The sequence below is a fragment of the Agromyces cerinus genome, from assembly GCF_016907835.1.
Lineage (GTDB): Bacteria > Actinomycetota > Actinomycetes > Actinomycetales > Microbacteriaceae > Agromyces > Agromyces nitratus.
On the sequence record NZ_JAFBCT010000001.1, the window covers coordinates 467,695 to 490,944 of the forward strand.

The following is a 23,250-nucleotide window of genomic DNA, read 5'->3' on the forward strand; positions in this document are numbered from 1 at the left end:
ATGACCGCGATCACCCTCGACGGCGTCGCCACCGCGGCGGCCGTCAAGTCCGAACTCGCCTCGCGCATCCAGCTGCTGAAGGCGCACGGCGTCGTGCCGGGCCTCGGCACGCTCCTCGTGGGCGACGACCCGGGTTCGCGGTCGTACGTCGCGGGCAAGCACCGCGATTGCGCCGAGGTGGGCATCGAGTCGATCCGCATCGACCTGCCCGCCTCGGCCACCACGGCCGATGTGCGCGCCGCGATCCGCGACCTCAACACCGCATCTCAGGTCACCGGCTACATCGTGCAGCTGCCGTTGCCCGCGGGCCACGACGAGAACGCGATGCTCGAACTCATCGACCCCGACAAGGACGCCGACGGACTGCACCCGACGAACCTCGGCCGGCTCGTGCTCGGCATCGAGGGCGAACTGCAGTCGCCGCTGCCGTGCACGCCTGCCGGCATCGTCGAGATGCTGCGCCGCTACGACGTGCCGATCCGGGGGCGTCACGTCACGGTCATCGGTCGAGGTCTCACGGTCGGCCGCCCGCTCGGCCTGCTGTTCACCCGCAAGGGCCTCGACGCCACCGTCACGCTCACGCACTCGCGCACCGAGGATCTCGCTGCCGAGGTGCGCCGTGCCGACATCGTCGTGGCCGCCGTCGGCGTGCCGCACCTCGTGCAGGCCGACTGGATCAAGCCCGGCGCCGCCGTGCTCGACGTCGGCATCACGCGCGTGCAAGACGAGGACACGGGCAAGGGCAAGCTCACGGGCGATGTCGACCCGGCCGTCGCCGAGGTCGCCGGCCACCTGTCGCCGAACCCGGGCGGCGTCGGCCCGATGACCCGCGCGATGCTGCTCGCGAACGTCGTCAAGGCCGCCGAGCAGCGACTGCACCGCTGATCTGCACGTAGTTCCTGTCAAGCAGGCAGGGTGAGGCGCCGTCCGGGCTTGGTTCTGGGCGGCGCCTCTCGCGAGCCGTGCGACGGCATGCGGTGGGGACGATCGGAAGAGTCTGGTTGCTACTTGGCAGCGATTCCGAAGCCTCCATCGTTCCAAGCCGCAACGAGTTCCCCTTCGCGCGGCAACTCGAGGTGACTGCAGCCGCTGACTCGTCCCCCGACTGTGCCGCGCCAGTAGCAGACGACGTACTCGCCGGGCGAGGCGATGATTCGGAAATCGCCATCCTCCTCGATCAGAGAAGTCGTGCCGCCGAGCTGTGAGACGTCTGCCTCGCTCAGCTTCGTCGCCACGTTTCCCCACTGATCGGGGTCGGTGATCGGCTCCTCTCCCGTGACCTCCCAGAACGGCCCGTCCATGACCTCGATCGGGAGGACGGCCAGCCCGCCGCCACCGATTGCATAGTCGGGCAATCCGGTGTCGTCGATGCCGATCATCCGCCCGACCAACCCGCCGGAACCGGCAGGGGTCGGACCGCACGCTGCGAGCAGACCCAGCACGAGCGCTGTCGCGACGCCCGCGATGGCTGCACGGCCAATGGGACGAATCACTGGTTCCGTCCTTTCCGGGCTCTTCGAGACAGGCCGAGACAGTCCCGCGATCACAGCAGTATCGATTGGCACGCGCAGCGGTCTGGTCGCACTGCCGACGGTAGTGTCCGCGTCACGATCGAAGGCACCCCCGGTTCAGGGGGGAGAGCGGCGCAGCGACTGCACCGCTCGTCGACCTGCCGGTCGCCCGGTGTTCACCGCGCGTGCACCGGGCGGCCGTCTGGCGCGCGTAGCTTCGCGCCATGGCCAGGGTCGAACTCGTCGAAGCGCTGCGCGCCGTCGCCTCGTCCGCAAGCGGGTCGTCGACGCTGGTCGACGGCCGCGAGGTGGGCTCCAGCACTGATCGAGCGGATGCCACGGTCTCGCGTGCGACCGCGATCATCCCGGCCCGGGGCGGCTCGGTCGGGTTGCCCGGCAAGAACCTCGCCCGCGTCGGCGGGGTGCCGCTCATCGCGAGGGCCGTCCGCGCCGCGCTCGCCGCGGATCGTATCGACCGGGTCGTCGTGACGACCGACGACGACGCGATCGCCGACGCCGCTCGAGTCGCTGGTGCCACGGTCGTCGATCGGCCCGTCGAGCTCGCGGGATCCATGGCGTCGAGCGAGTCGGCACTGCTGCACGCGCTCGACGAGCTCGAACTCCGCGATGCGCTGGGCCTGCTCGCACCGCAGCCGCGCGGCGGCGTCGCCGAGGTCGGCGACCGCAGCGACGAACGCGAACGCGCCGTCACGGTGTTCATCCAGGCCACCTCGCCCTTCATCGACCCGGCTGATCTCGACGCCGCGATCGAACGCGTCGCCACCGGCGAGCGCGACGTCGTGTTCTCGGGTGCGCCGACCCACGCGTTCCTCTGGCGCGAAAACGTCGACGCGGGCTCCGTGGTCGGGGTGAACCACGAGGCATCCCGCCGCCTCCGTCGTCAGGACCGCGAGCCCGAGTACCTCGAGACCGGGGCGTTCTACGTCTTCGCGACCGACGGGTTCCGCGGGGCAGGGCACCGGTTCTTCGGTCGCATCGGCGTCCAGCAGGTCGCCGCCGACCACGCCGTCGAGATCGACGAACTCGCCGACCTCGAGCGGGCGAGAGCACTCGCGCCCGGCATCGATCGTGCGCTCGCGGCATCCGCTCGCTCAGGCTGGATGCATGGAGCGCACAGCGCGCTCGCCCCGCACATCGACGTCGACGCGCTGGTAACCGACTTCGACGGCGTGCACACCGACGACACCGTCATGGTCGACCAGCTCGGCCGCGAGTCGGTGCGGGTGAGCCGCAGCGACGGCGCCGGCATCGCGCGGCTCCGCAGAGCCGGCATCCCGGTGCTGATCCTGTCGGCCGAGCAGAACCCGGTCGTCGGGCGCCGCGCCGAGAAGCTCGGGGTCGAATGCGCGCAGGGCGTGGAGGAGAAGGGCGCGGTGCTGCGCGAGTGGGCGGAGCGCCGCGGCATCCGCCTCGATCGCATCGCGTACCTCGGCAACGACCGCGGCGACCTGCCGGCCCTCGAGCTCGTCGGCTGGCCCATCGCCGTGCCGGATGCCGCTCCCGAGGCGCTCGACGCAGCGCGTCACGTGCTCACCAGCACGGGCGGCCACGGAGCCGTGCGCGAACTCGCCGACCTGATCCTCGCCGCGCGCCACACCGCCGCGGCGAACGACGACCCCGATCCCGCCACCGCGCGATCCTGAATGAGGGAGTGAACATGTCTGTGCGCATCGGTCGATCGGACGTCGGCAGCGAGTACCCGGTCTACGTCATCGGCGAGATCGGCCTGAACCACAACGGCGACGTCGAGATCGCCAAGCGCCTCATCGACGTCGCGGTGGAGGCGGGCGCGCAGGCCGTGAAGTTCCAGAAGCGCACCCCCGAGATCGCGACCCCCGAGCATATGCGCGACGTGCCGCGCGAGACCCCGTGGGGCACGATGAGCTACCTCGACTACCGGCGCCGTGTCGAGTTCGGCGAGCCCGAGTACCTCGAGATCGCCACGTATGCGCTGCGCGCCGGCATCGACTGGTTCGCGTCGCCGTGGGACGTGCCGTCGGTCGAGTTCCTCGAGGGCCTCGACGTGGTCGCGCACAAGGTCGCCTCCGCCTCGGTCACCGACCTGGCGCTGCTCGACGCGATCGCGCGCACGGGCAAGCCGGTGATCCTCTCGACGGGCATGTCGACGCTCGAGGAGATCGACCGGGCGGTCGAGGTGCTCGGCACCGATCGCCTCGTCATCATGCACGCGACCTCGAGCTACCCGATGCCGCCCGAGGAGGCGAACCTCCGCACGATCGAGACGCTGCGCGGCCGCTACCTCGGCGTGCCGATCGGCTACTCGGGTCATGAGCGCGGCCTGCAGATCTCGCTCGCCGCGGTCACCCTCGGCGCCGTCGCCGTCGAGCGCCACATCACGCTCGACCGGGCGATGTGGGGTTCCGACCAGGCGGCCTCGCTCGAGCCGACCGGCTTCGAGCACCTCGTGCGCGACATCCGCGTGATCGGCGAGGCGATGGGCGACGGCGTGAAGCGCGTGTTCCCCGGCGAGGAGGCGCCGCGCGCGAAGCTGCGCCGGGTTCCCGCGCTGTGAGCCACGGCCATCACGCGGGTGGCGCGGGCGCTGCAGGCGCTGCGGATGCCGCGGGCGCGCCGCCCTCGACCGGTCGCCGACTTCTCGTGGTCGCCGATTCCGACTCCTACGTGAAGTGGGGCGCGGCCTTCGCGTCGCGACTGCCCGTCGGCTGGAGCGCCGAGCTCGTCGTGCTGCAGACGACCGTGCATCCGAGTGCTCGGCAGTTGCGCGCGGCACTCGCCGGCACGGCGTTCACCGCAGCGGCCGTGCCCACGATCCGCCTCGACGAGCTGCCCGAGCGGCTCGCCGGGCACCGCCCCGATGCCGTGCTGCTCGCGCTGCGCGGCCCGCTCGTGCGGGTGGTCGCACCGATCGCGGCCCGCGCGCCGGGCCGCCCGGTGCTCGTGAGCGGCTTCCCCGGCCTGACGATCCCGGCCGAGCCCAAGGCGATCGTGTACCGCGAGCAGGTCGACCTCATCGTGCTGCACAGCCGGCACGAGGTGCGCGCGTTCCGCGCGAACGCGGTCGAACTCGGCATCGCGATCGACTTCGGGCTCGCGACGCTCGCCTTCCTGCAGGGCGGCAGGGCGGCGGATGCCCCGGCGGCCGCGCGGGGCTCCGACCTCGTCTTCGCGGCGCAGGCCAAGGTACCCGCCGAACGCGATGACCGGGTGCGGTTGCTCGGGTGGCTCGCCGACGCCGCGGCCCGGCGCCCCTCACGACGCGTCGTCGTCAAGGTGCGGGCGCGTCGCGGTGAGGCGCAGACCCATGCCGAGGCCTTCGACTACGCCGAGCTGCTCGACGACCTCGACGTGCGCCGGGCCCTCGGCGGATCGCTGCCGCCGAATCTCGTCGTCGAAGACGGGCCGATGGCGGAGCACCTCGCCCACGCCGCCGGACTCGTGACCGTGAGCTCGACGGCGGCGCTCGAAGCGGTTGCGTCGGGCCTGCCGACCCTGCTGATCGACGAGTTCGGCGTCACGCCGAAGCTCATCAACACGGTCTTCGAGGGCAGCGGGCTGTTCGGCGGGGCCGATGCGCTCGCCGACTGGGAGCTGCGACACCCCGCAGACGAGTGGCTCGCCGAGAACTACTTCCACGGCCACGAGCACGACGATTGGGCCGCGCAGCTCGAGGTGCTGCTCGACCGACGGGCCGCGGGCGCGCTGCCGCCGCGGAGGCGCGCGCACAACCTCTCGGGCGGCGCGCTGCGGCGCGCCTTCGAACGCAAGCGCATGCTCGGCGAGCACGACCGTTCGCTCACGGGAGCCGCCGCGATGGTCGTGGCGATCCCGACCCGTTGGGTCGTGCGGCGCGCTCGGCGCGTGCGTGCCCGTCTGGCCGCACCTCGGGCGGGTGCGATCGAGGCCTGACGAACACGACCGGCTCGTCGTGACGCGGCTGAGCGCCGCACCGAGCGAGGCGGTCGAGCTGCTCAGTCGACCGGCGCCGAGTGCTCCTCGACGTGGATCAGGTAGGCGGCGCCGTTGCGCTGGATGCCGGCGCGCTCGATGTCGCTGAGCTCGCGGCGCACCTTGGCCGGCACCCCGGCGACGAGCGAGCCCGGCGGCACGACCGTGCCCTCGAGCACCACGGCGCCCGCGGCGACGAGCGAGCCCGCGCCGATCACGGCACCGTTCAACACGGTCGCGTTCATGCCGACGAGACAGTGGTCTTCGACGGTGCAGCCGTGCAGCACCGCTCCGTGCCCGACCGACACGCCACGACCGACGGTCAGGGGGTAGCCCGCGTCGACGTGGCAGACGACCGTGTCCTGCAGGTTCGACCCCTCGCCGATGCTGATCGGCTCGGCCTCGGCGCGGAGCACGGCGTTGTACCAGACGCTCGAACCGGCGGCGAGGCGCACATCGCCGACGATCACGGCCCCTGCGGCGACGAACGCCGTCTCGTCGAGCGCGGGCGCGGCGATGCCGGCGATGGTCAGGACGCGAGCCGAGGGGTCTGCAGACATGCGGACAGCCTACGCGCGCCGGTCGTGCGGCCCGAGCCGCCCATGGTCAGCGGCCCGGTCGTGCGGCCCGTGCGGACCTGGTGATGAGACGGTAGGCCGCCCCGACCGCGAGCACCACGAGGCCCGCGACGATCGAGACGGGCGGAAGGGTCGCGACGAGCACGAGGCATCCGATCGCCCCGGCTGCGGAGAGCGCCCGCGGGACGCGCCGTTCCGACCGCGGTTGGGTGATCGCCGCGAGGTTCGCGACGAGGTAGTACACGAGCACGCCGAACGAGGAGAAGCCGATCGCGCCGCGCAGATCGACGGTGGCGACGAGCGCGATGACGACGAGCGCGACGGCGATCTCGGCGACGTGCGGCACGCGGAACCGGGGATGCACGCGGGCGAGTGGTCGCGGCAGTTCGTTGTCGCGCGCCATCGCGAGGGCGGTGCGCCCGATGCCCGCGAGCAGGGCGAGCAGCGCCCCGAGCGCCGCCACCGCCGCGCCGAGGCGAACGACGGGTGCGGCCCACTGCCAGCCCGCGGCTTCGACGACGTCGACGAGCGGGGCGACGGATGCCGCGAGCCCCGCCGGCCCGAGGGCGCCGAGTGCCGCGGCGCCGACGCCGGCGTACACGAGCACCGCGACGGCGAATGCGATGCCGATCGCTCGGGGGATCGTGCGCGAGGGCTCGCGAACCTCCTCGCCGAGCGTCGCGATGCGCGCGTACCCGGCGAAGGCGAAGAACAGCAATCCGGCGGACTGCAGGATGCCGAGCCAGCCCTGGTCGATCGCCGTGGGGCTTGATGCACCTCCCGAAGCGTCGCCGAACGTCGCCGTGGCGCCCGCGGCGACGACGAGCGCGAGCACCCCGAGCACTCCGATCACGATGACGGTCGCCACGCGTGCGGTGCGGGTGATGCCCCGCAGGTCGACGGCGGTGATCGCGACGACGGCGGCGACGGCGAGTGGTCGCTGCCAGTCGGGAGGCGCGAGGTAGGCGGCGGCGGTCATCGCCATGGCGGCGCAGCTCGCGGTCTTGCCGATGACGAATCCCCAGCCGGCGAGGAACCCGGGCCACTCGCCGAGGCGCTCGCGGCCGTAGCGGTAGGCGCCGCCCGACTCCGGGTATCGTGCGGCGAGCTGTGCCGTCGAGCCCGCGTTGGCGAGGGCCACGAACGCCGCGATCGCGAGCCCGACCATGAGCCCGGCGCCCGCGGCCTGAGCAGCGGGGGCGAACACCGCGAAGACGCCGGCGCCGATCATCGCGGCGAGGCCGATCGCGACCGCCTGTCGGAGACCGAGACGGCGGGCGAGGGAGGGCTGTTCCACGCTCGCACACTAGAGCATGCAGGTGACGAGCGGGCAACCTCGCGGCATCACCCTGGGCGCATCGCCGCGGATGCGTCACATGGTGCCGCGCGCCCACGGGGAGCACGCGTGCTGCTCGATGCAGACGCGGAGCACGACCGCGCGTCCGTCGAGGAGCCCGGTGTCGTCGCCGAGCTCGATCGTGAGGACGTCGGTCGTGGCCGGGGTGACGAGTCGCATGTCGCGAGGACCCTCGACGACGACCTCGGCGCGCGCGGCATGCCCGTCGTCCGAACGATCGCCGACGACGAGCAGGTCGCCGCCGGCGACGAGCCCCGCCATGTAGGCGACGCCCTCATTCGCACGGGTGCCCCTGATCTCGGCGGCGACGTCGAAGGCGCCCTCCCCGACGCGTGCCGCCGCCCGAGCGCGCTCCTGCGGCTGCTCGCCCGCGTCGAGCGCCCGCATCGTGCAGGTGTCGATGCCCGTGGACTCGCACGGGTCGTCGAACTGGTGCCGGTCGGGCGTCGGCGCCGAGCCCAGCGCAAGGGTTCCCGCGACGACCGCAGCCGCCCACTGCATGCCGATCCCCATCCCCGTGCCCCCTCGAATCCCGTGGCGGGCCATCGCGCCGCCGGAGCGAGCGTCTCGCAGGCCGGTTTCATCCGGCTTTCATCGGCGGTCGGCACCGCGACGTCACCGATCGCTAGGATCTTCGGCATGTCATCGCCCTCGCACGCCGCCGTCGACCGAGTCGCCAGTGCCCTCGCCGGGCACGGGCTCTCACCCGAGATCGTCTGGTTCGACGATGCCGTCACGACCGCCCCGCTCGCCGCGGAGGCGCTCGGGGTCGAGGTCGGCCAGATCGCCAACTCCCTCGTCTTCACGATCGACGACGAGCCGATCCTGGTGCTGACGTCTGGGTCGCACCGGGTCGACACCGAGTGGCTCGGGCAGCAGCTCGGCGGCGTCATCCGTCGTGCCTCGAAGGAGACGGTGAAGGAGGCGACCGGCCAGGTGATCGGCGGGGTCGCGCCGCTCGGCCATCCTGCTCCGGTGCGCACGGTCGTCGACGTGCAGCTCGCCGTCTACCCGGCCGTCTGGGCTGCGGCGGGCCACGCGAAGACGGTCTTCCCGACCTCGTTCGACGAGCTCGTGCGCATCACGGGCGGCACGCCCCACGCCGTCGAGGCCCCGCGCGGCTGACGCGGTGTCCGCTCGCGCAGCCGGAGCCGCCTTCTGCGCCGCTCAGGAGTCGCGTCGGGCGCCCTCGCTCGGCCGCACGACGAAGATCGTCGGTTCGCGGTAGCCCTGCTCGGCGAACTCGCGGCGCACCTCGCGTTCGATCACGGGCACGAGCCCGTCGATCATGAGCGCGATCGCAGAACCGCCGAAGCCGCCGCCCGTCATGCGGGCGCCGATCGCACCGGTCGCCTGCGCCGTGCTGACGGCCAGGTCGATCTCGGGCACGCTGATCTCGAAGTCATCGCGCATCGACACGTGCGAGGCGTCGAGCAGCGGGCCGATCGCGGCCGCGCCGTGCTCGCGGAGGGTCCGCACCGTGTCGAGCACCCGCTGGTTCTCGGTGACGATGTGCCGCACACGGCGGAACGTCTCGTCGTCGAGCAACGTGGCGGCGCGCTCGAGGTCGCCGACGTGCACGTCGCGCAGCGACTCGACGCCGAGCGCCGCCGCGCCGGCCTCGCAGGAGGCACGTCGGGCGGCGTACCCTCCGGTGGCGTGCGCGTGCGACACGTTCGTGTCGATGACGAGGATCGAGAGGCCGTCGGCGGCGAGGCCGAGCGGGATCACCTCGGCGTCGAGGCTGCGGCAGTCGAGGAACACGGCCGCGTCCGCGTGGGCGAGCAGTGAGGCCGACTGGTCGAGGATCCCGGTGGGAGCGCCGACGACGCGGTTCTCGGCGAGCTGGCCGACCTTGGCGAGCGTCGGCCGATCCAGGCCGAGGTTCCAGTGCTCGTCGAGGGCGAGCGCCACCGAGCACTCGATGGCGGCCGACGACGACAGGCCGGCTCCGACGGGCACCGTGCTCGAGATGTGCAGGTCGACGCCGGGCACGGCCCCGAGGTCGGCGCCGAGCTGTCCGAGCGCCCAGGCGACGCCGAGGGGGTAGGCCGACCACCCGTCGAGAGCCTCGGGCGAGAGGTCGTCGAGGTGCACCTCGACGGCATCGGGCGTGAAGGTCGAGGAGACGCGGATGAGCCGGTCGTCGCGAGAGCCGAGTGCAACGCTCGCACGCTGGTCGATCGCGAAGGGGAAGACGAACCCGTCGTTGTAGTCGGTGTGCTCGCCGATGAGGTTCACGCGCCCGGGCGCCGACCAGACGCCGACGGGGGCGCGCCCGTATCGCTCGGTGAAGCCTGCGGCGGCGGTGTCGGCTGCGGTGGCGTCGGTCATGCTCGGGTTCCTTCGGAGTCGGAGTCGGAGTCGGAGTCGGAGGCGGAGTCGGAGGCGATGGCGGCGCGCAGTGCCTCTGCCTGGGATTCGGGGGTGACGTCGCCGATCCATGCTCCCATCGCCGCCTCGGAGCCGGCGAGGAACTTCAGCTTGTCGGCACCGCGCCGCGGGCTCCTGAGCTGGAGCATGAGCCGCACGTCGCTCCGGCGCTCGTGCACCGGCGCCTGGTGCCACGCGGCGATGTAGGGCGTGGGGGTGTCGTAGAGCCGGTCGATGCCGCGCAGGAGCCGCAGGTAGAGCTCCGCGAGCTCGTCGCGCTCGGCCAACATGGTCTCGGCGAGGTCGGGCACATGACGATGGGGCAGCAGGTGCACCTCGATCGGCCAGCGGGCGGCGAACGGCACGAACGCCGTCCAGTGCTCGCCGGCGAGCACGACGCGCGGGCCGCCGCGTTCACGTTCGAGCAGGTCGGCGAAGAGCGTCGGCCCGTAGGCGTCGATCGAGTCGAGCAGCCGCTCGGTGCGGGGCGTTACGTACGGGTAGGAGTAGATCTGGCCGTGCGGGTGGCCGAGGGTCACGCCGATCGCCTCGCCGCGGTTCTCGAACGGGAAGACCTGCTGCACCCCCGGCAGTGCCGAGAGTGCGGCGGTGCGCTGCGCCCACGCCTCGATGACGGTGCGCGCGCGCGAGACGGTCTGGGTGCCGAACGAACCCTCGTGCTCGGGGCTGAAGCAGACGACCTCGCACCGGCCGATCGAGGGGTGCGTGCGCTCGAGCCCCACCCGGCGGAGGTCGGCGAGGGTCGCGGCGTTCGAGGCATCCGGGTCGGCGAGTGCGGGGCCGAACGACGGCGAGCGGTTCTCGAAGACGGCCACGTCGTAGGTGCTCGGGATCTCCGACGGGTTGCCGGGCCGCTGCGGGGCGAGCGGATCGAGATCGGCGGGCGGCAGGAAGACGCGGTTCTGGCGGGCGGCGGCGATCGAGATCCACTCGCCCGTGAGCGGGTCCTGGCGCATCTCGGCGTTCGCCGGTCGCGGGTCGAGCACGCGCGCGTCGACCCCGCGCTCGGCGGGCAGCGCCGAGTCGGCATCGTCGAAGTAGATGAGCTCGCGGCCGTCGGCGAGCAGCGTCGAGGTCACGGTGATGCGCGGGTCGACAGGGGCAGCGGATGCCGCGCCGGCGGCGTCGTTCGAGTCGGTCACGCGCCACACCCTACGCGCCTTTCGTTTCGCAAACAAACGCGTTTCGTATTGCAAAGTCGCGGTCGAGCGCGCATGATGCCGGTATGTCCATCGACGCCGCGCCCGCGAACGCGCCCCTCGACGCGCCGCGGCGCCGCGAACTCGCCCTCGCCCTCGTCGCCGAACGCGGCTTCGTGCGCGTCGCCGAACTCTCGCGCGCGTTCGGCGTCACGACCGTCACCGCACGCGCCGACCTCGACGCCCTCGAGCGGCAGGGGGGCATCCGGCGGGTCCACGGCGGCGCCGTGCCGCTCAGCTCGCCGCTCGCCGCCGAGCGCCCCGAACGCGAACCGAGCTTCGAAGAGGCGCTCGAGGCATCCGTCGAACCGAAACGGCTCATCGGCGAACACGCCGCCTCGCTCGTGCGCAGCGGCCAGAGCATCATCCTCGACGTCGGCACCACGACCCTGCAGATCGCCAGAGCACTCCGCGCCCGCGCCGACCTCGAAGATCTGGTGGTGTTCACGAACGGCCTGTCGATCGCCCTCGAACTCGAGGCCGAGATCCCGCGCTTCACGGTCGTGGTCACCGGCGGCACGCTGCGACCGAAGCAGCACTCGCTCGTGCATCCGCTCGCCGGATCGATGCTCGACGAGGTGCACGTCGACCTCGCCTTCATCGGCTGCAACGGGGTGGACGCCGCGCACGGCGTCACGAACGCCAACCTGCCCGAGGCATCGGTCAAGTCCCTCATGATGCGAGCGGCCGCGCGCTCGATCGTCGTCGCCGACGGGTCGAAGCTCGGCGAGGTGCACCTCGGCAGGATCGCCCCGATCGACGCCTTCGACGGGCTCGTCACCGATGCCGCAGCCCCCACGCCGATCGTCGCCGAACTGCTCGATGCGGGGCTCGCCGTGGACTTCGCCAGAGACCCTAGAGTGGATCCATGACCCTTCCCACGGGCGAGCAGTTCGTGCTCGAGACGACGACGTCGAGCGGCGACATCCGCGCGACCATCACCGCCGTCGCCGCAGGCATCCGCACCCTCAGCATCAACGGCATCGACCTCGTGCCGCCGTTCGCAGAAGACCAGACGCCTCCCGCAGGGGCCGGCATCGTGCTCGTGCCGTGGCCGAACCGCATCCGCGACGGTCGCTGGAGCCACGACGGCGTCGACCACCAGCTCGTGATCTCCGAGCCGGCGCGGAACAACGCCATCCATGGGCTGCTCCGCAACACCGAGTACAAGCCGATCTCGCGCGAACGCGACTCGGTCACGCTCTCGGCGACGGTGTACCCGCAACTCGGCTACCCGTTCCTGCTCGGCACGGCCGTGCACTACGAACTCGTCCCCGACGGACTGCGCGTCACCCACTACGTGGAGAACCTCGGCGCCGATCCCGCGCCAGTCGCGATCGGCACCCACCCGTACCTGAAGATCGGCGGCGTGCCGACGGCCGACCTCGAGCTGCGCCTCGACGCCGCGAGCCACATCGAGGTCGACGAGCGCTTGCTGCCGACCGGTGAGGTGCCGGTCGACGGCACCGAGTGGGACTTCCGCGAGGGCCGCCGCGTCGGCGACGTCTCGCTCGACGACGCCTTCGGCGAGATCGCGAGCGAAGACGGTCAGGTGCTGCACACGCTCACCGCACCCGACGGCCGCACGGTCTCGATCTGGGCCGACTCGGAGTTCGAGTACGTGCAGGTCTACACCACGACCGCGTTCCCCGGCGAAGACGGCGACGTCGCGGTCGCGATCGAACCCATGACCGCGCCCGCCGAGGCGTTCAACTCCGGCCGCGGCCTGCGCTGGCTCGACCCGGGCGAAGAGTGGCAGATCTCATGGGGCATCCGCTTCGAGGGCTTCGCGGCGGAGTAGCACAGCCGGTCTCCTGAGGGCGATCGGCGGAGTAGCAGAGCCGATCAGCCGACGACGCATGTCCCCGAGTCGACGCTCGCATCGAGGCTCGACGCCTCGCTCGCGAGTGGCGCCAGGGTCGAGGTCGGGATGGCGAAGCCGACGTTGTCGACCGTCTCGGACTTCGCGAAGACGACCGCGGCGACCTCGCCGTCACCCGTGAGCACCGGGCCGCCGGAGTTGCCGTGGTCGACGTCGGCGGCGAGCGTCACGATGTCGCGTGTCGAGGTGCGGCCGTCGGTCTGGATGGTCAGCGGCCCGCTCGCCATGACGTTGGCCGGGCGCAGCTCGAACGGACCGCCGAATGGATAGCCGGCCACCGCGACCTCCTGCCCGAGCGACGGCGTGGCCAGTGCGAGCGGCGGCGTCGCGAGGCCGTCGACCGCGATGAGCGCGAGATCGTGCTCCGCGTCGTACGAGACCACGCGGCCGGGCACCGCCGGCTGGCCGGGCGCCTCGACGATCGGCTCGGTCACCCCGGCGACGACGTGCGCGTTCGTCACGATGCGGTCGGGCGCGACGACGAAGCCGCTGCCCGAGAGGGTCGAGCCGCACTGGAAGGCGCTGCCGGTGACGCGCACGACGGATGCCGCGGCGGCGGCGAGTTCGGGATCGTCGACGTCGAACGTGGGCAGGGCGGGGGCCTCGGTCGGCCCACCGAGCACGTCGACGAGCCAGGGGAGGCCGTCGCCGAGGGCGGCCGTGCGGATCTCGGCGAGCAGCGTGCGGGTCGGTGCGGGGGTGACGGCGTCGAGCCCCTGCAGCACGCGCGACCCGGCGATCGCGGGGGAGAGCACGGGCACGCCCATCGCCGAGACGCCCGAGGCGACGAGCGCGACGACGAACGCGGTCACGAGCAGGTTGCCCACGGCGCCGAGGATGCGATCGAGCGCGCCGAGTTTGACCGCCCGCACACCACGGCTCAGGAGCCGCCCGACCACCGCGCCGAGCCAGGCGCCGAGGCAGAGCAGGGTGACGGCCGCCGCGATCGCCGCGGGCGCCCGCCACTCGGGCCATGGCACCAGGGCTGCGATCCACGGCATCACGAAGTACGCGGCGATGCCGGCGGCGACGAGACCCACGAGTCCGGCGGCCGTGCGCAGGAGTCCGGCGCGCCAGCCGTTCACGATCGCGCCGATGAAGACGAGCACGAGTGCGACGTCGAGCACGATGCTCCAGACCACGGGGGCTCCCTTCGAGGCCGGGGGACTCCAGCCTGAGGCATCCGTCTTCGAGAGTGCTGAAGGCGCGCAGACCGTGGCGCGCGGGAACGGACCGTTCGCGTGAACGGCCCCGCCGTCGGGTCGGCGGGGCCGCTCGTCCGCGCTCGGTGATGGAGCTACATGGTGGGCATCAGCACCGAGTCGATGAGGTACACCGTCGCGTTCGCGGTGTGCACGCCGCCGCAGATGACCGCGGCGTCGTTGACCATGAGCGTGTCGCCCGAGCCGGTCACCTCGACGGTGCCGCCCTCGACGGTGGTCTGCGTGCCGACGACCTCATCGGGCGAGAGCTGACCCGGCACCACGTGGTAGGTGAGGATCTTCGAGAGCGTCGCCGAGTCGGTCTTCAGCGACTCGATCGTCGCCGCGTCGATCTTCGCGAACGCGTCGTCGACGGGTGCGAACACGGTGAACTCGTCACCGTTCAGGGTGTCGACCAGGTCGACGTCGGGGTTCAGCTGTCCCGAGACCGCGGCGACGAGCGTCGTCAGCAGCGGATTGTTCGATGCGGCGACGGCCACCGGGTCGGTGGACATGCCGACGACGGAACCCGGGCCTTCGGGCACGGCGTCGGCGTAGGCGGCGCAGCCCGGTCCGACGAGGTCGGCAGCGGGGTCGGCCTCCATCGCCTGCTCGGTTGGCTGGGTCTCCTCCGACGACATCGCGGGTTCGTCGTTCTCGGCGGCGCTGCCGCCCATGCTGCATCCGGCGAGCCCGAGCACGGCGACCGCCGTGATCGAGAACGCCGCGAGGGCGGTGCGGGTGCTGCGGTTCGTGGAACGCATCGGTCGACTCCTTCGTGAATGGCGACCGCGGAAGCGGGTCGTTGCGAGGGGTTCGGCGCCGGTCGCCGATCGGATTGGTCGGAGATCGGCGAACCCGGCGACCAATCGGATCCCGCCTCCGCTGCGAACCACCGTCGACCCGAGAAAGCAGGACCCCGTGATCACCCTCGCCCTCATCGGCCTCCTCGGAGGCCTCATCACCGGCATCTCGCCCTGCATCCTCCCGGTGCTGCCGGTCATCTTCCTGTCGGGCGGAGCGCAGAGCGCGAGGGGCACAACGGATGCCCCGGCGGCGGGGCGCTGGCGACCGTACCTCGTCATCGCGGGGCTGGTGGTGAGCTTCAGCGTCTTCACGCTCGTCGGCTCGCTCCTGCTCGCCCTGCTCGGGCTGCCGCAGGACGTGTTGCGCTGGGCCGGCATCGTCGTGCTCGTGCTCATCGGCATCGGGCTCATCGTGCCTCGCTTCGAAGAGCTGCTCGAGAAGCCGTTCTCGTGGATCCCGAGGAGGAACGTCGGCACCGAGCAGGGCGGGTTCCCGCTCGGCCTGGCCCTCGGCGCCGTGTACGTGCCGTGCGCGGGTCCCGTGCTCGCGGCCATCACGGTCGCCGGCTCGACGGGGCGCATCGGAGTCGAGACGGTGGTGCTGACCGTCTCGTTCGCCGTGGGGGCCGCGCTTCCGCTCCTCATCTTCGCCCTCGCGGGCCGGCGGGTCGCCGAACGGGTGAAGACCTTCCGCACCCACCAGCGCGGCATCCGCATCACCGGCGGCGTCGTGATGATCGCGCTCGCCGTGGGACTCGTCTTCAACCTGCCCCAATTGCTGCAGCGACTCGTGCCCGACTACACGAGCGCCTTCCAGCAGGAGCTCGCCGAGTCCGACGAGATCACGCGTGCCCTCGACCTCGGCGGCCTGGTGAACGACGAGAACGACGAGCTCGACCAGTGCACGAACGGCGCCGCCGTGCTCGAGTCGTGCGGCACGGCACCGTCGATCAGGGGCATCGAGCAATGGTTCAACACCGAGGCGGGCACGCCCGTCGACCTCGCGGAGCTGCGCGGACAGGTCGTACTCGTCGACTTCTGGGCCTACTCGTGCATCAACTGCCAGCGGTCCGTTCCGCACGTCGTCGCCTGGGACGAGGCCTACCGCGACTCGGGCCTCGCCGTCGTCGGCATCCACTCGCCCGAGTACGCCTTCGAGAAGGAGCCGCGCAACGTCGAGGCGGGCATCGCCGCCTTCGGCATCGACTATCCGGTGGGACTCGACAACTCGCTCGCGACGTGGACGAACTACCGCAACCGCTACTGGCCGGCGCACTACCTGATCGACGCCGAGGGCGTGGTGCGCCACATCTCGTTCGGCGAGGGCAACTACGCCGCGACCGAGGGGTTGATCCGCGAGTTGCTGCAGGACGCCGATCCCGAGGCGATGCTGCCGCCGGTCACCGAGCAGGCCGACGACACCCCCGAGGCCGGTTCCACGACGCCCGAGACCTTCCTCGGCACGACGAAGCAGGTCAACTTCGGCGGGCGCGAGCCGTATCGCCGGGCGACGACCTCCTTCGCGTTCCCGAAGCAGCTCGCCGCCGACTCCTTCGCCCTCGACGGCTCCTGGGCGCTCGACACCCAGTCGGTCGCCCCGGCGGCCGGCGACGCAAGGGTGCGACTCGACTACACCGCGAGCGAGGTGCGGATGGTGCTCGGAGGTGAGGGCACGGTCGTCGTCGACGACGGCCGTGAGCGCCGCGAGATCGAGATCAGCGGCGTGCCTCGCTCGTACGAGCTCGTGAAGACGGATGCCGCGGCATCCGGAATCCTCACCGTCACCGTGACCCCCGGTGTCGACGCCTACTCCTTCACCTTCGGATGAGCCATGTCTCCGCACCGCACCGAGCGGTCATCGTGGCCCGCACGACGACCGGCGTCCCGTCTGGCATGCTGGGGCGCGTGGCCGACCGCGACAGTGACCTCACTGCGCCGGAGTCCGGCCCGACCGCTGAGGAACTGCTCACCAGGGTCGGAACGGGCGACCGGGACGCGTTCGGCGAGCTCTACGACCAGACCTCGGCGCGGGTCTTCGGACTCGTCCGCAGGCTCGTCGTCGATCCGGCGCAGGCCGAGGAGGTGACGCAGGACGTGTACCTCGAGATCTGGCAGGTGGCCCCGCGGTTCGACGCGACGCGCGGCAGCGCTCTCGCGTGGATGTTCACGCTCGCGCATCGCCGCTCCGTCGACCGCATCCGCGCCTCCCAGGCGGCCCGCGACCGCGATCTCCGCATCGGAGTGCGCGACCTGGACGTGCCCGTCGACACGGTCGCCGAGGCGGTCGAGATCAGGGTCGAGCACGAGCGGGTCGTCGACGCTCTCGGGGGTCTCAGCGATCTGCAACGCGAGTGTGTTTCGCTGGCCTACTACGGCGGACTCACGCAGAGCGAGATCGCCGACCGCCTCGAAGTGCCGCTCGGCACCGTCAAGACCCGATTGCGAGACGGCATGATCAGATTGCGAACCGCATTGGGGGTGACGACGTGAGCGACACGAACGAGCCGCGCGACGAGCGCGACGAGGCCGGCGGCGCGCCGGCACCCGATGAGCACGACGCGCTCCGCGACGCCGTCGCCGCATATGCGCTCGACGCCGTCGACGCCGAGGAACGAGCCGCCGTCGAGCGCGCGCTCGCCGAAGACGCCGAGTTGCGCGACGAGGCCGACGGCTTCGCCGAGACGGCGGCGCTGCTCACCGGTGCGGCCGAGCCCGTCGAGCCGCCGCCGGCGCTGAAGTCCCGGCTGCTGGCACAGCTCGACGGGCTGGCGCAACAGCTTCCGGATGCCGCGGCGCCCGACGTCCCCGCGGCCGCGACTGTGCCTGCGGCCTCGCCCGTGGCGCCGCAGGCGCCTCGCGCACCAGGGCCGGCCGCGCGCGCGGCGAAGCGCCGGTGGTTCCAGCGTCCGGGCGCGATCATCGCGGCAGCGGCGGCATCCGTCGTGCTCATCGCCGGCGCGATCATCGGGGTCGCCTGGACCGGACCCAACGGCTGGGGGGCCCAGCGCGAGATGGCGGCGATCGCCGAGGCGCCGGACGTGGAGTCGTCGACGCACGAGCTCGAGGGCGGCGGAGCGGTCACGCTCTACTGGTCGGCCGAGCAGGGCCGCTCAGGCGTCGTCGTCGAGGGACTGCCCGATGTGGGCGAGGCGTCGACCTACGAGCTCTGGTACATCGACGATGCGGGCGCCCAGTCGGCCGGCACGTTCGACGTGGCCGAGGGCGAGACGTGGCGTGTGCTCGAGGGCGACTTCGCGCCGGGCGTCGCCGTCGGCGTCACCGTCGAGCCCGCGGGCGGTTCGCCGCAACCCACGACCGAACCGATCGTCGTCATCCCCACGTAGTCGACGAGCCACAACGGATGCCGCCACGCCGCTGCCTCTCGGTTAGGGTCTGAGTGCCCATAGCCGAACGGCCGGGCCAGCACACGATGAGGAGTGACGGATGCGCGTCGGCATGTTCCTGAATTACGCGGGCGGATTCCGAGCGGTCGCCGACGAGGTCGTCGAACTCGAGCGCGCGGGCGTCGATCTCATCGCCGTGCCCGAGGCGTACTCGTTCGACGCGGTGAGCCAGCTCGGCTTCCTCGCGGCCCGCACCTCGACCATCACGCTCGCCTCAGGCATCCTGCAGCTCTACACGCGCACGCCCACGCTCACGGCGATGACTGCCGCGGGCCTCGACTACGTCTCCGACGGCCGGTTCGAGCTCGGCATCGGGGCATCCGGTCCGCAGGTCATCGAGGGCTTCCATGGGGTGCCCTACGACGCGCCGCTCGGCCGCACCCGCGAACTCGTCGACATCTGCCGCATGGTCTGGCGCCGCGAGCCCGTCGTGCACGACGGGCGCCGCTACAAGATCCCGCTGCCCGCGGGAGAGGGCACCGGGCTCGGCAAGCCGCTGAAGCTCATCAACCACCCCGTGCGCGAGCGCATCCCGATCACGATCGCCTCGCTCGGCCTGAAGTCGGTCGAGCAGACCGCCGAGATCGCCGACGGCTGGCTGCCGATGTTCTTCCACCCCGAACGGGCCGCCGGCGTGTGGGGCGACGCGCTCGCCGCGGGCACCGCGAAGCGCGCGCCCGAGCTCGCGCCGCTCGACATCTTCGCGAGCCCCGCGTTCGCGATCACCGACCACCCCGAGCAGGTGCTGCCGCTCGTCAAGCCGCAGCTCGCGCTTTACATCGGCGGCATGGGCGCCCGCGGCAAGAACTTCTACAACGAGCTCATCTCGAACTACGGCTTCGAGGCCGAGGCCGCGCACATTCAAGACCTCTACCTCGAGGGCCGCAAAGACGAGGCGATCGCCGCGGTGCCCGACGAGCTCGTCAGCGCGATCTCGCTCATCGGCCCGGCCGCTCACATCGCCGAGCGGGTCGCCGCGTTCGCCGAGGCCGGCGTCACGACCCTCGCCGTCACGCCGCTCGCCCGCAACTCGGCCGAGCGCATCGCACTCATGGCCGGGCTGCGCGCCATCGTCGGCTGACGAAGGCCGCGGCATCCGCGTCGATCGGTCGACGAACGGATGTCACGGCGGGAAACAATCCCGGTGAAGTCCCGCCCGCCTCTGGTGCCAGCGCCGGTGCGAGGGCTAGCGTGAGTACGTGGCCACGAGGACGTGGGCGCAAGGGACACCTGGGGAGGAGCCGCCATGGCGGGAACGTTCGAGCTCTATGAGGATGCGAGCGGACAGTTCAGGTTCCGACTGAAGGCCGGCAATGGCCAGACGATCGCGGCATCCGAGGCCTACACGACGAAGGCGGCCGCGAAGAACGGCATCGAGTCGGTGCGCACCAACGCCCCCGACGCACCCATCGTCGACCAGACCGAGTAGTTCGAGCGCCCGCCGAGGCGGTGCCCGGGAACGGGCTCGATGCGGCGCGCCCGAAGCATCTTCGCATTCCGGTCATTCGGAGCGAAGCATTGTCGCGTGACGATGCCGCCGCACCGATCGGTGCCCCCACAGGGACTCGAACCCTGGACCCACGGATTAACCTGCTGCACTAGGTTTCCCTAGCCACCGTCACCGGCTTGCAGTCTGGACTATATCTTCACCTTCGGCCGAGCCGGTCAGGTGCGCCGCGTGTAGTCTCTGAGGTTCCCTTGCGGTTACCTGCTGATTGCCCAATCCCTCGGATTGTCACTGCCCTTTCGGGCGAGTACCTCGGGCTCTCAGGGTGTTCCAGCATATAGCGGCGGTCATCCAGCGTATTTCGACGCTGGCGCTCCTATTTTTTGTTGAAGTCCGTTGCTCTAACCAACTGAGCTATGGGGGCGGAGACAGCCTAACAGGCCGATTCCGACGGTGGCTTCGGTGGTCTGTCGGGAGGTGCGGTTACCGTGCCGACGTGAAGGAATGCTGCATGTGCCGGCGAAACCTGCCGCGGTCCCAGTTCAACGTCAAGTCCGCGTCGCCCGACGGCGTTCAGAACGTCTGCCGCGACTGCAACCGGGCACAGGCGCGTGCATACTATGCGCGGAATCGTGATGCGCACGTTCGCGTCGTCATGGCACGCAGAGCCGGGCAACGGAGACTGGCGATCGAGAGGGTCGGCGGGTACCTGCTCGCCCATCCGTGCGTCGATTGCGGTGAGAGCGACGTGCGCGTGCTCGATTTCGACCACCGCGTCGGGAGCGGCAACCAGGCCGAGGTGATGCGGTTGGTTCAGAACGGCTATTCCGTCAGTCGTGTCATGGCCGAGATCGCGAAATGCGACGTGCGGTGTCGCAACTGCCACGCGAAGGTGACCTATGAACGCATGGGCGAGAACTGGCGCACGGCCCTCATGCGGCGTGCGGCCCTCGACGACTGAGCGGCTTCAGTGCCGTGCCTGAACTGACGGATGGGCCGCACTCGCGCGCGACCCATCCTTCGGTTCAGCTGGTCACTTCTTGGCGTGCGCGCCGCCCTTCAACGGAACGACGGTCAGCTTGGCGTCACCCAGCGAGTCCGTCGTCACGTAGAGCGTCTCTGCGCGTACCGAGACGGCCGAGGGCATCGAGACCTCGATGACGGAGGTCGCCGAGCTCGCACCCGGGGCCACGACCGCGACCTGTCCGGCGCCCATCGGGCCGCCGAAGAGTTCGGCGACGTAGAGCGTGCCGTTCGAGGCGACGGCGATGCCCGTCGCGCCGCCGAAGCCGGTCGCGACGAGATTCGTCTCACCGGTGCCGGGGTCGATCGAGTACACGACGCCGCGCGGGCCGAGAGTCGGATCCTCCGAGCCGCCGGGCAGGCTCGTCACGTAGAGCAGGCCGTCGGGTCCCATTTCGACATCGGTGGGCACGGGTTCGGCGCGGTAGTCGTGCCCGTAGACGCAGGCGGGCCACGGAGCCTCGCCGATGTTCTCCGCGGTGACCGTGATCGGTGCGGCCGGTGGCAGCACGGCGACGGTCGAGACGACGCCCTCCGCATCGACCTTGAGCACGGCGTTCGCGCCGGCATCGGCGATGTACACATCGCCGCCGACGGCGGTCGCGCCGTAGGCGTGCGTGTCGACGATGCCCGTGTAGTTCGGCATGCCGAGCGGCGGGAACGGCGGGAACGGTACGAACTCGGCTTCGCATTCGGCGCTCAGGTCGCTGAACCCGTAGGTATTGACCGAGTCGGGGTTCACCGTGGCCTCGTACCCGGCGAGGTCGGCGATCGAGGTCTCGACTCCGTTGGTCGTCGAATTCAGCCACGCGCTCGTGTGATCGCCGTTCGTGGTCACGTAGTACACGGTGCCGCCCTCGACGGCGGGTGCGCTGACCTCGTCGCCCTCGGTGGCCACGACCGCTGTCGCGTCACCCTTCTTGTCGATGAGGGAGAGTACGCCGATGAAGTTCTGCGAGACGTAGGCGCGACCGGATGCGTCGATGGCGAGTCCGAGCGGGGTCACGAGGCCATCGGCTCGTGTGGAGGGCGTGCCGCTGGGTTGGGCGGCGATCGCCGGGGTTGCGACGGCGAGTGCGACGGCTGCCGCCATCGCGACGCCGATGAGTGGAATACGCGTGTGCATGAACGATCTCCTCGGGATGGAGTGGCTCGAGGTCATGCCGGACGGCGTTCCCTCGGGTGGCGCCGTCGCCGGCGGCCGGTGTCAGAGTATTCCTCACATCATGTGGGCGTCGAGAGTGCGGCTCCACCCAGTACAGGGGACAGCCCTTCACGTCGACGGGTCCCGATCCGACGCCCGCCACTCGACGTACGCGCCCACCGCGAGCCCGAGCATCGGGCCCCAGAACCAGAACGGCAGCACGAGGTTCACCAGCAGGGCATCGGCCGGTGCCTCCACCGGGCCGACCGTGGTCAGCAGCATGGGCACGGCGGCGATGCAGAGGATTCCGGCCGCGATGAAGCCGGGAACGGCGGCGACGCCGACCGGAACGGGACGTCCGCCGACGCGCGGCATCCAGCCCGGGAAGACGCGACCCCACGGCAGGATCAGCCCGAGTGTGAGGAGGCTGGCGGCGGCGGCACCCGCGCCGATCACGAGGCCGGTGGTGAGCGTCGCCGGTTCGAGGTGCGCGTTGCTCGGCCCGAAGAGCGGCCACGGCGTCAACCAGCTCGCCCGCGCCACGGCGTAGGGGAGCGGCCCGATCGCGGCGAGCACGGTGAGCACCCGACGGTGTCGTACGAGCCACGCTGCTACGCGACCCGAACCTGCCGAACGGAGCGTCACGATCGCCGTCGCCGCCCAGACGAGTGCGGAGGTCATCCCGAGCCCGACGACCGCGAAGCCCGGCAGCCCTGCCGCGAGCGCGCCACCGACTCCGACGGCGAAGCCCGCGAGACCTTCGAGGGTGAGCCCCGCCCACCAGACGGATACCGCGATCAGCAGGAGCAATCCGGCCAGCAGCGCCGCGCCGAGCCGCGGTGCCCGCACGAGGGCGACCGCGATCGTGACGAGGCCGGCGACCACCGCTACAGCGCCGAAGAGGTATCCGGTGATGGCGATGCCCGACATGCTGCCGAACGTGAAGCCGAACGCGATGGCGAGGGCCGATGCGCCGGCGCCCGCGGCGAGCGACCGCGGTCGTGACACGCGACGGGCGGCGAGCAACGTGGCCAGCACCACCCCGGCTGCGCCGGTGGCGAGGGAGAGGAGCGCTGCCGCCGTCGGGTCGAGCAGCAGGGTCGCGAGGCTCGGTGTGACGGGGTTGGCGAACGGGCTGATCGCCGGGTCCACGAGCCAGACGATCGAGAGTCCGGTGACGATCGCGGAGGCGACGAGCGCCGTGAGGGCGAGCGGCCGGACGTGTTCCGCAGCTCGGCGACGGAGTGAGTCCGGTCGACTCGGAATGGCGCGGGCGACCGGGTCGGTGGTGGTCACGATGCAGCTCCTCTGGATCGGTGAGCGGCCGCTCGGTGCGGCCACGGTCAGCGTGCCAG

General features: G+C 71.4%; 23 protein-coding genes. 13 read left to right on the forward strand and 10 right to left on the reverse strand.

Going from position 1 to position 23,250, the window contains the following annotated elements; all coding sequences use genetic code 11:
- On the forward strand, positions 1-885 hold the full coding sequence (locus tag JOE59_RS02155) for a bifunctional methylenetetrahydrofolate dehydrogenase/methenyltetrahydrofolate cyclohydrolase (protein ID WP_204458746.1): 885 nt from the start codon (positions 1-3) through the stop codon (positions 883-885).
- 119 nt (positions 886-1,004) lie between these two features.
- Here JOE59_RS02155 and JOE59_RS02160 read toward each other — a convergent pair whose 3' ends face one another.
- Entirely contained in the window at positions 1,005-1,379 is a 375-nt protein-coding gene (locus tag JOE59_RS02160; protein ID WP_204458747.1) for a hypothetical protein, read from the reverse strand.
- A gap of 356 nt (positions 1,380-1,735) precedes the next feature.
- Here JOE59_RS02160 and JOE59_RS02165 point away from each other — a divergent pair, with 356 nt between their 5' ends.
- Genes JOE59_RS02165 through JOE59_RS02175 form a run of 3 tightly spaced genes read left to right on the forward strand, consistent with a single transcriptional unit; the run spans position 1,736 to position 5,420 of the window.
- On the forward strand, positions 1,736-3,175 hold the full coding sequence (locus JOE59_RS02165; RefSeq protein ID WP_204458748.1) for an acylneuraminate cytidylyltransferase: 1,440 nt from the start codon (positions 1,736-1,738) through the stop codon (positions 3,173-3,175).
- 14 nt (positions 3,176-3,189) lie between these two features.
- Positions 3,190-4,065, forward strand: a complete 876-nt coding sequence (locus JOE59_RS02170; protein WP_204458749.1) for an N-acetylneuraminate synthase family protein — start codon at positions 3,190-3,192, stop codon at positions 4,063-4,065.
- Positions 4,062-5,420, forward strand: coding sequence for a DUF6716 putative glycosyltransferase (locus JOE59_RS02175; RefSeq protein ID WP_204458750.1), 1,359 nt, complete (start codon positions 4,062-4,064; stop codon positions 5,418-5,420). The genes JOE59_RS02170 and JOE59_RS02175 overlap by 4 nt, the downstream gene beginning before the upstream one ends.
- 62 nt (positions 5,421-5,482) lie before the next feature.
- Here JOE59_RS02175 and JOE59_RS02180 read toward each other — a convergent pair whose 3' ends face one another.
- From JOE59_RS02180 to JOE59_RS02190, 3 genes are all read right to left on the reverse strand, one after another.
- Positions 5,483-6,019: a gamma carbonic anhydrase family protein gene (locus JOE59_RS02180; RefSeq protein ID WP_204458751.1), complete on the reverse strand. Its 537-nt coding sequence runs from the start codon at positions 6,017-6,019 to the stop codon at positions 5,483-5,485.
- Between the two features lie 46 nt (positions 6,020-6,065).
- Positions 6,066-7,334 carry an APC family permease gene (locus JOE59_RS02185; RefSeq protein ID WP_204458752.1) on the reverse strand — a complete coding sequence of 423 codons (1,269 nt, stop codon included), beginning with the start codon at positions 7,332-7,334 and terminating at the stop codon, positions 6,066-6,068.
- A 75-nt stretch (positions 7,335-7,409) separates the two neighbouring features.
- Complete coding sequence (locus JOE59_RS02190; RefSeq protein WP_204458753.1) at positions 7,410-7,907, reverse strand: hypothetical protein; 498 nt, start codon at positions 7,905-7,907, stop codon at positions 7,410-7,412.
- A 126-nt stretch (positions 7,908-8,033) separates the two neighbouring features.
- Between JOE59_RS02190 and JOE59_RS02195 the strand changes: the two genes are divergently transcribed.
- Positions 8,034-8,519: a YbaK/EbsC family protein gene (locus tag JOE59_RS02195; protein WP_204458754.1), complete on the forward strand. Its 486-nt coding sequence runs from the start codon at positions 8,034-8,036 to the stop codon at positions 8,517-8,519.
- A gap of 42 nt (positions 8,520-8,561) precedes the next feature.
- Here the strand turns inward: JOE59_RS02195 and galK are convergent, their stop codons facing one another.
- Positions 8,562-9,728 (reverse strand): galactokinase, encoded by a 1,167-nt coding sequence (galK, locus tag JOE59_RS02200; protein WP_204458755.1) that lies wholly within the window; start codon positions 9,726-9,728, stop codon positions 8,562-8,564.
- A complete protein-coding gene (gene galT, locus JOE59_RS02205) occupies positions 9,725-10,873 on the reverse strand; it encodes a galactose-1-phosphate uridylyltransferase (protein ID WP_204463213.1) in 1,149 nt (382 codons plus the stop codon). Before galT ends, galK begins: the two co-directional genes overlap by 4 nt.
- Positions 10,874-11,013: 140 nt before the next feature.
- On the opposite strand from galT, the gene JOE59_RS02210 reads away from it, so the two are divergent.
- The gene (locus tag JOE59_RS02210; protein ID WP_204458756.1) at positions 11,014-11,859 is read left to right on the forward strand and encodes a DeoR/GlpR family DNA-binding transcription regulator; all 846 of its coding nucleotides are present in this window, start codon (positions 11,014-11,016) and stop codon (positions 11,857-11,859) included.
- Positions 11,856-12,788, forward strand: coding sequence for an aldose 1-epimerase family protein (locus tag JOE59_RS02215; protein ID WP_204458757.1), 933 nt, complete (start codon positions 11,856-11,858; stop codon positions 12,786-12,788). Before JOE59_RS02210 ends, JOE59_RS02215 begins: the two co-directional genes overlap by 4 nt.
- Before the next feature lie 44 nt (positions 12,789-12,832).
- Here the strand turns inward: JOE59_RS02215 and JOE59_RS02220 are convergent, their stop codons facing one another.
- On the reverse strand, positions 12,833-14,011 hold the full coding sequence (locus JOE59_RS02220) for a MarP family serine protease (RefSeq protein ID WP_204458758.1): 1,179 nt from the start codon (positions 14,009-14,011) through the stop codon (positions 12,833-12,835).
- 155 nt (positions 14,012-14,166) lie between these two features.
- The gene (locus JOE59_RS02225; RefSeq protein WP_204458759.1) at positions 14,167-14,835 is read right to left on the reverse strand and encodes a fasciclin domain-containing protein; all 669 of its coding nucleotides are present in this window, start codon (positions 14,833-14,835) and stop codon (positions 14,167-14,169) included.
- Positions 14,836-14,992: 157 nt separating this feature from the next.
- Between JOE59_RS02225 and JOE59_RS02230 the strand changes: the two genes are divergently transcribed.
- From JOE59_RS02230 to JOE59_RS02255, 6 genes are all read left to right on the forward strand, one after another.
- On the forward strand, positions 14,993-16,705 hold the full coding sequence (locus tag JOE59_RS02230) for a cytochrome c biogenesis protein DipZ (RefSeq protein WP_307836916.1): 1,713 nt from the start codon (positions 14,993-14,995) through the stop codon (positions 16,703-16,705).
- Between the two features lie 65 nt (positions 16,706-16,770).
- A complete protein-coding gene (gene sigK / locus JOE59_RS02235; RefSeq protein ID WP_204463215.1) occupies positions 16,771-17,367 on the forward strand; it encodes an ECF RNA polymerase sigma factor SigK in 597 nt (198 codons plus the stop codon).
- Entirely contained in the window at positions 17,364-18,221 is an 858-nt protein-coding gene (locus tag JOE59_RS02240; protein WP_204458760.1) for an anti-sigma factor, read from the forward strand. The genes sigK and JOE59_RS02240 overlap by 4 nt, the downstream gene beginning before the upstream one ends.
- A gap of 100 nt (positions 18,222-18,321) precedes the next feature.
- Positions 18,322-19,362, forward strand: a complete 1,041-nt coding sequence (locus JOE59_RS02245; protein ID WP_204458761.1) for an LLM class F420-dependent oxidoreductase — start codon at positions 18,322-18,324, stop codon at positions 19,360-19,362.
- Between the two features lie 165 nt (positions 19,363-19,527).
- On the forward strand, positions 19,528-19,710 hold the full coding sequence (locus JOE59_RS02250; RefSeq protein ID WP_204458762.1) for a YegP family protein: 183 nt from the start codon (positions 19,528-19,530) through the stop codon (positions 19,708-19,710).
- Between the two features lie 529 nt (positions 19,711-20,239).
- Positions 20,240-20,689, forward strand: coding sequence for a hypothetical protein (locus JOE59_RS02255; protein ID WP_204458763.1), 450 nt, complete (start codon positions 20,240-20,242; stop codon positions 20,687-20,689).
- Positions 20,690-20,761: 72 nt separating this feature from the next.
- Here the strand turns inward: JOE59_RS02255 and JOE59_RS02260 are convergent, their stop codons facing one another.
- Both JOE59_RS02260 and JOE59_RS02265 read right to left on the reverse strand, forming a co-directional pair.
- Positions 20,762-21,877 carry a ScyD/ScyE family protein gene (locus JOE59_RS02260; protein ID WP_204458764.1) on the reverse strand — a complete coding sequence of 372 codons (1,116 nt, stop codon included), beginning with the start codon at positions 21,875-21,877 and terminating at the stop codon, positions 20,762-20,764.
- 147 nt (positions 21,878-22,024) lie between these two features.
- Entirely contained in the window at positions 22,025-23,191 is a 1,167-nt protein-coding gene (locus tag JOE59_RS02265) for a hypothetical protein (protein ID WP_204458765.1), read from the reverse strand.
- Between the last annotated feature and the right edge of the window lie 59 nt (positions 23,192-23,250).

Bases quoted from the DNA above. Each gene is read 5' to 3' on its own strand.
- galK (WP_204458755.1), bottom strand. From the start codon at position 9,728: ATGACCGACGCCACCGCAGCCGACACCGCCGCCGCAGGCTTCACCGAG.
- JOE59_RS02165 (WP_204458748.1), top strand. From the start codon at position 1,736: ATGGCCAGGGTCGAACTCGTCGAAGCGCTGCGCGCCGTCGCCTCGTCC.
- JOE59_RS02170 (WP_204458749.1), top strand. From the start codon at position 3,190: ATGTCTGTGCGCATCGGTCGATCGGACGTCGGCAGCGAGTACCCGGTC.
- JOE59_RS02215 (WP_204458757.1), top strand. From the start codon at position 11,856: ATGACCCTTCCCACGGGCGAGCAGTTCGTGCTCGAGACGACGACGTCG.
- JOE59_RS02210 (WP_204458756.1), top strand. From the start codon at position 11,014: ATGTCCATCGACGCCGCGCCCGCGAACGCGCCCCTCGACGCGCCGCGG.
- JOE59_RS02225 (WP_204458759.1), bottom strand. From the start codon at position 14,835: ATGCGTTCCACGAACCGCAGCACCCGCACCGCCCTCGCGGCGTTCTCG.
- JOE59_RS02155 (WP_204458746.1), top strand. From the start codon at position 1: ATGACCGCGATCACCCTCGACGGCGTCGCCACCGCGGCGGCCGTCAAG.
- JOE59_RS02255 (WP_204458763.1), top strand. From the start codon at position 20,240: ATGTGCCGGCGAAACCTGCCGCGGTCCCAGTTCAACGTCAAGTCCGCG.
- JOE59_RS02250 (WP_204458762.1), top strand. From the start codon at position 19,528: ATGGCGGGAACGTTCGAGCTCTATGAGGATGCGAGCGGACAGTTCAGG.
- sigK (WP_204463215.1), top strand. From the start codon at position 16,771: ATGCTGGGGCGCGTGGCCGACCGCGACAGTGACCTCACTGCGCCGGAG.
- JOE59_RS02160 (WP_204458747.1), bottom strand. From the start codon at position 1,379: ATGATCGGCATCGACGACACCGGATTGCCCGACTATGCAATCGGTGGC.
- JOE59_RS02180 (WP_204458751.1), bottom strand. From the start codon at position 6,019: ATGTCTGCAGACCCCTCGGCTCGCGTCCTGACCATCGCCGGCATCGCC.
- JOE59_RS02190 (WP_204458753.1), bottom strand. From the start codon at position 7,907: ATGGGGATCGGCATGCAGTGGGCGGCTGCGGTCGTCGCGGGAACCCTT.
- JOE59_RS02245 (WP_204458761.1), top strand. From the start codon at position 18,322: ATGCGCGTCGGCATGTTCCTGAATTACGCGGGCGGATTCCGAGCGGTC.
- JOE59_RS02195 (WP_204458754.1), top strand. From the start codon at position 8,034: ATGTCATCGCCCTCGCACGCCGCCGTCGACCGAGTCGCCAGTGCCCTC.
- JOE59_RS02260 (WP_204458764.1), bottom strand. From the start codon at position 21,877: ATGCACACGCGTATTCCACTCATCGGCGTCGCGATGGCGGCAGCCGTC.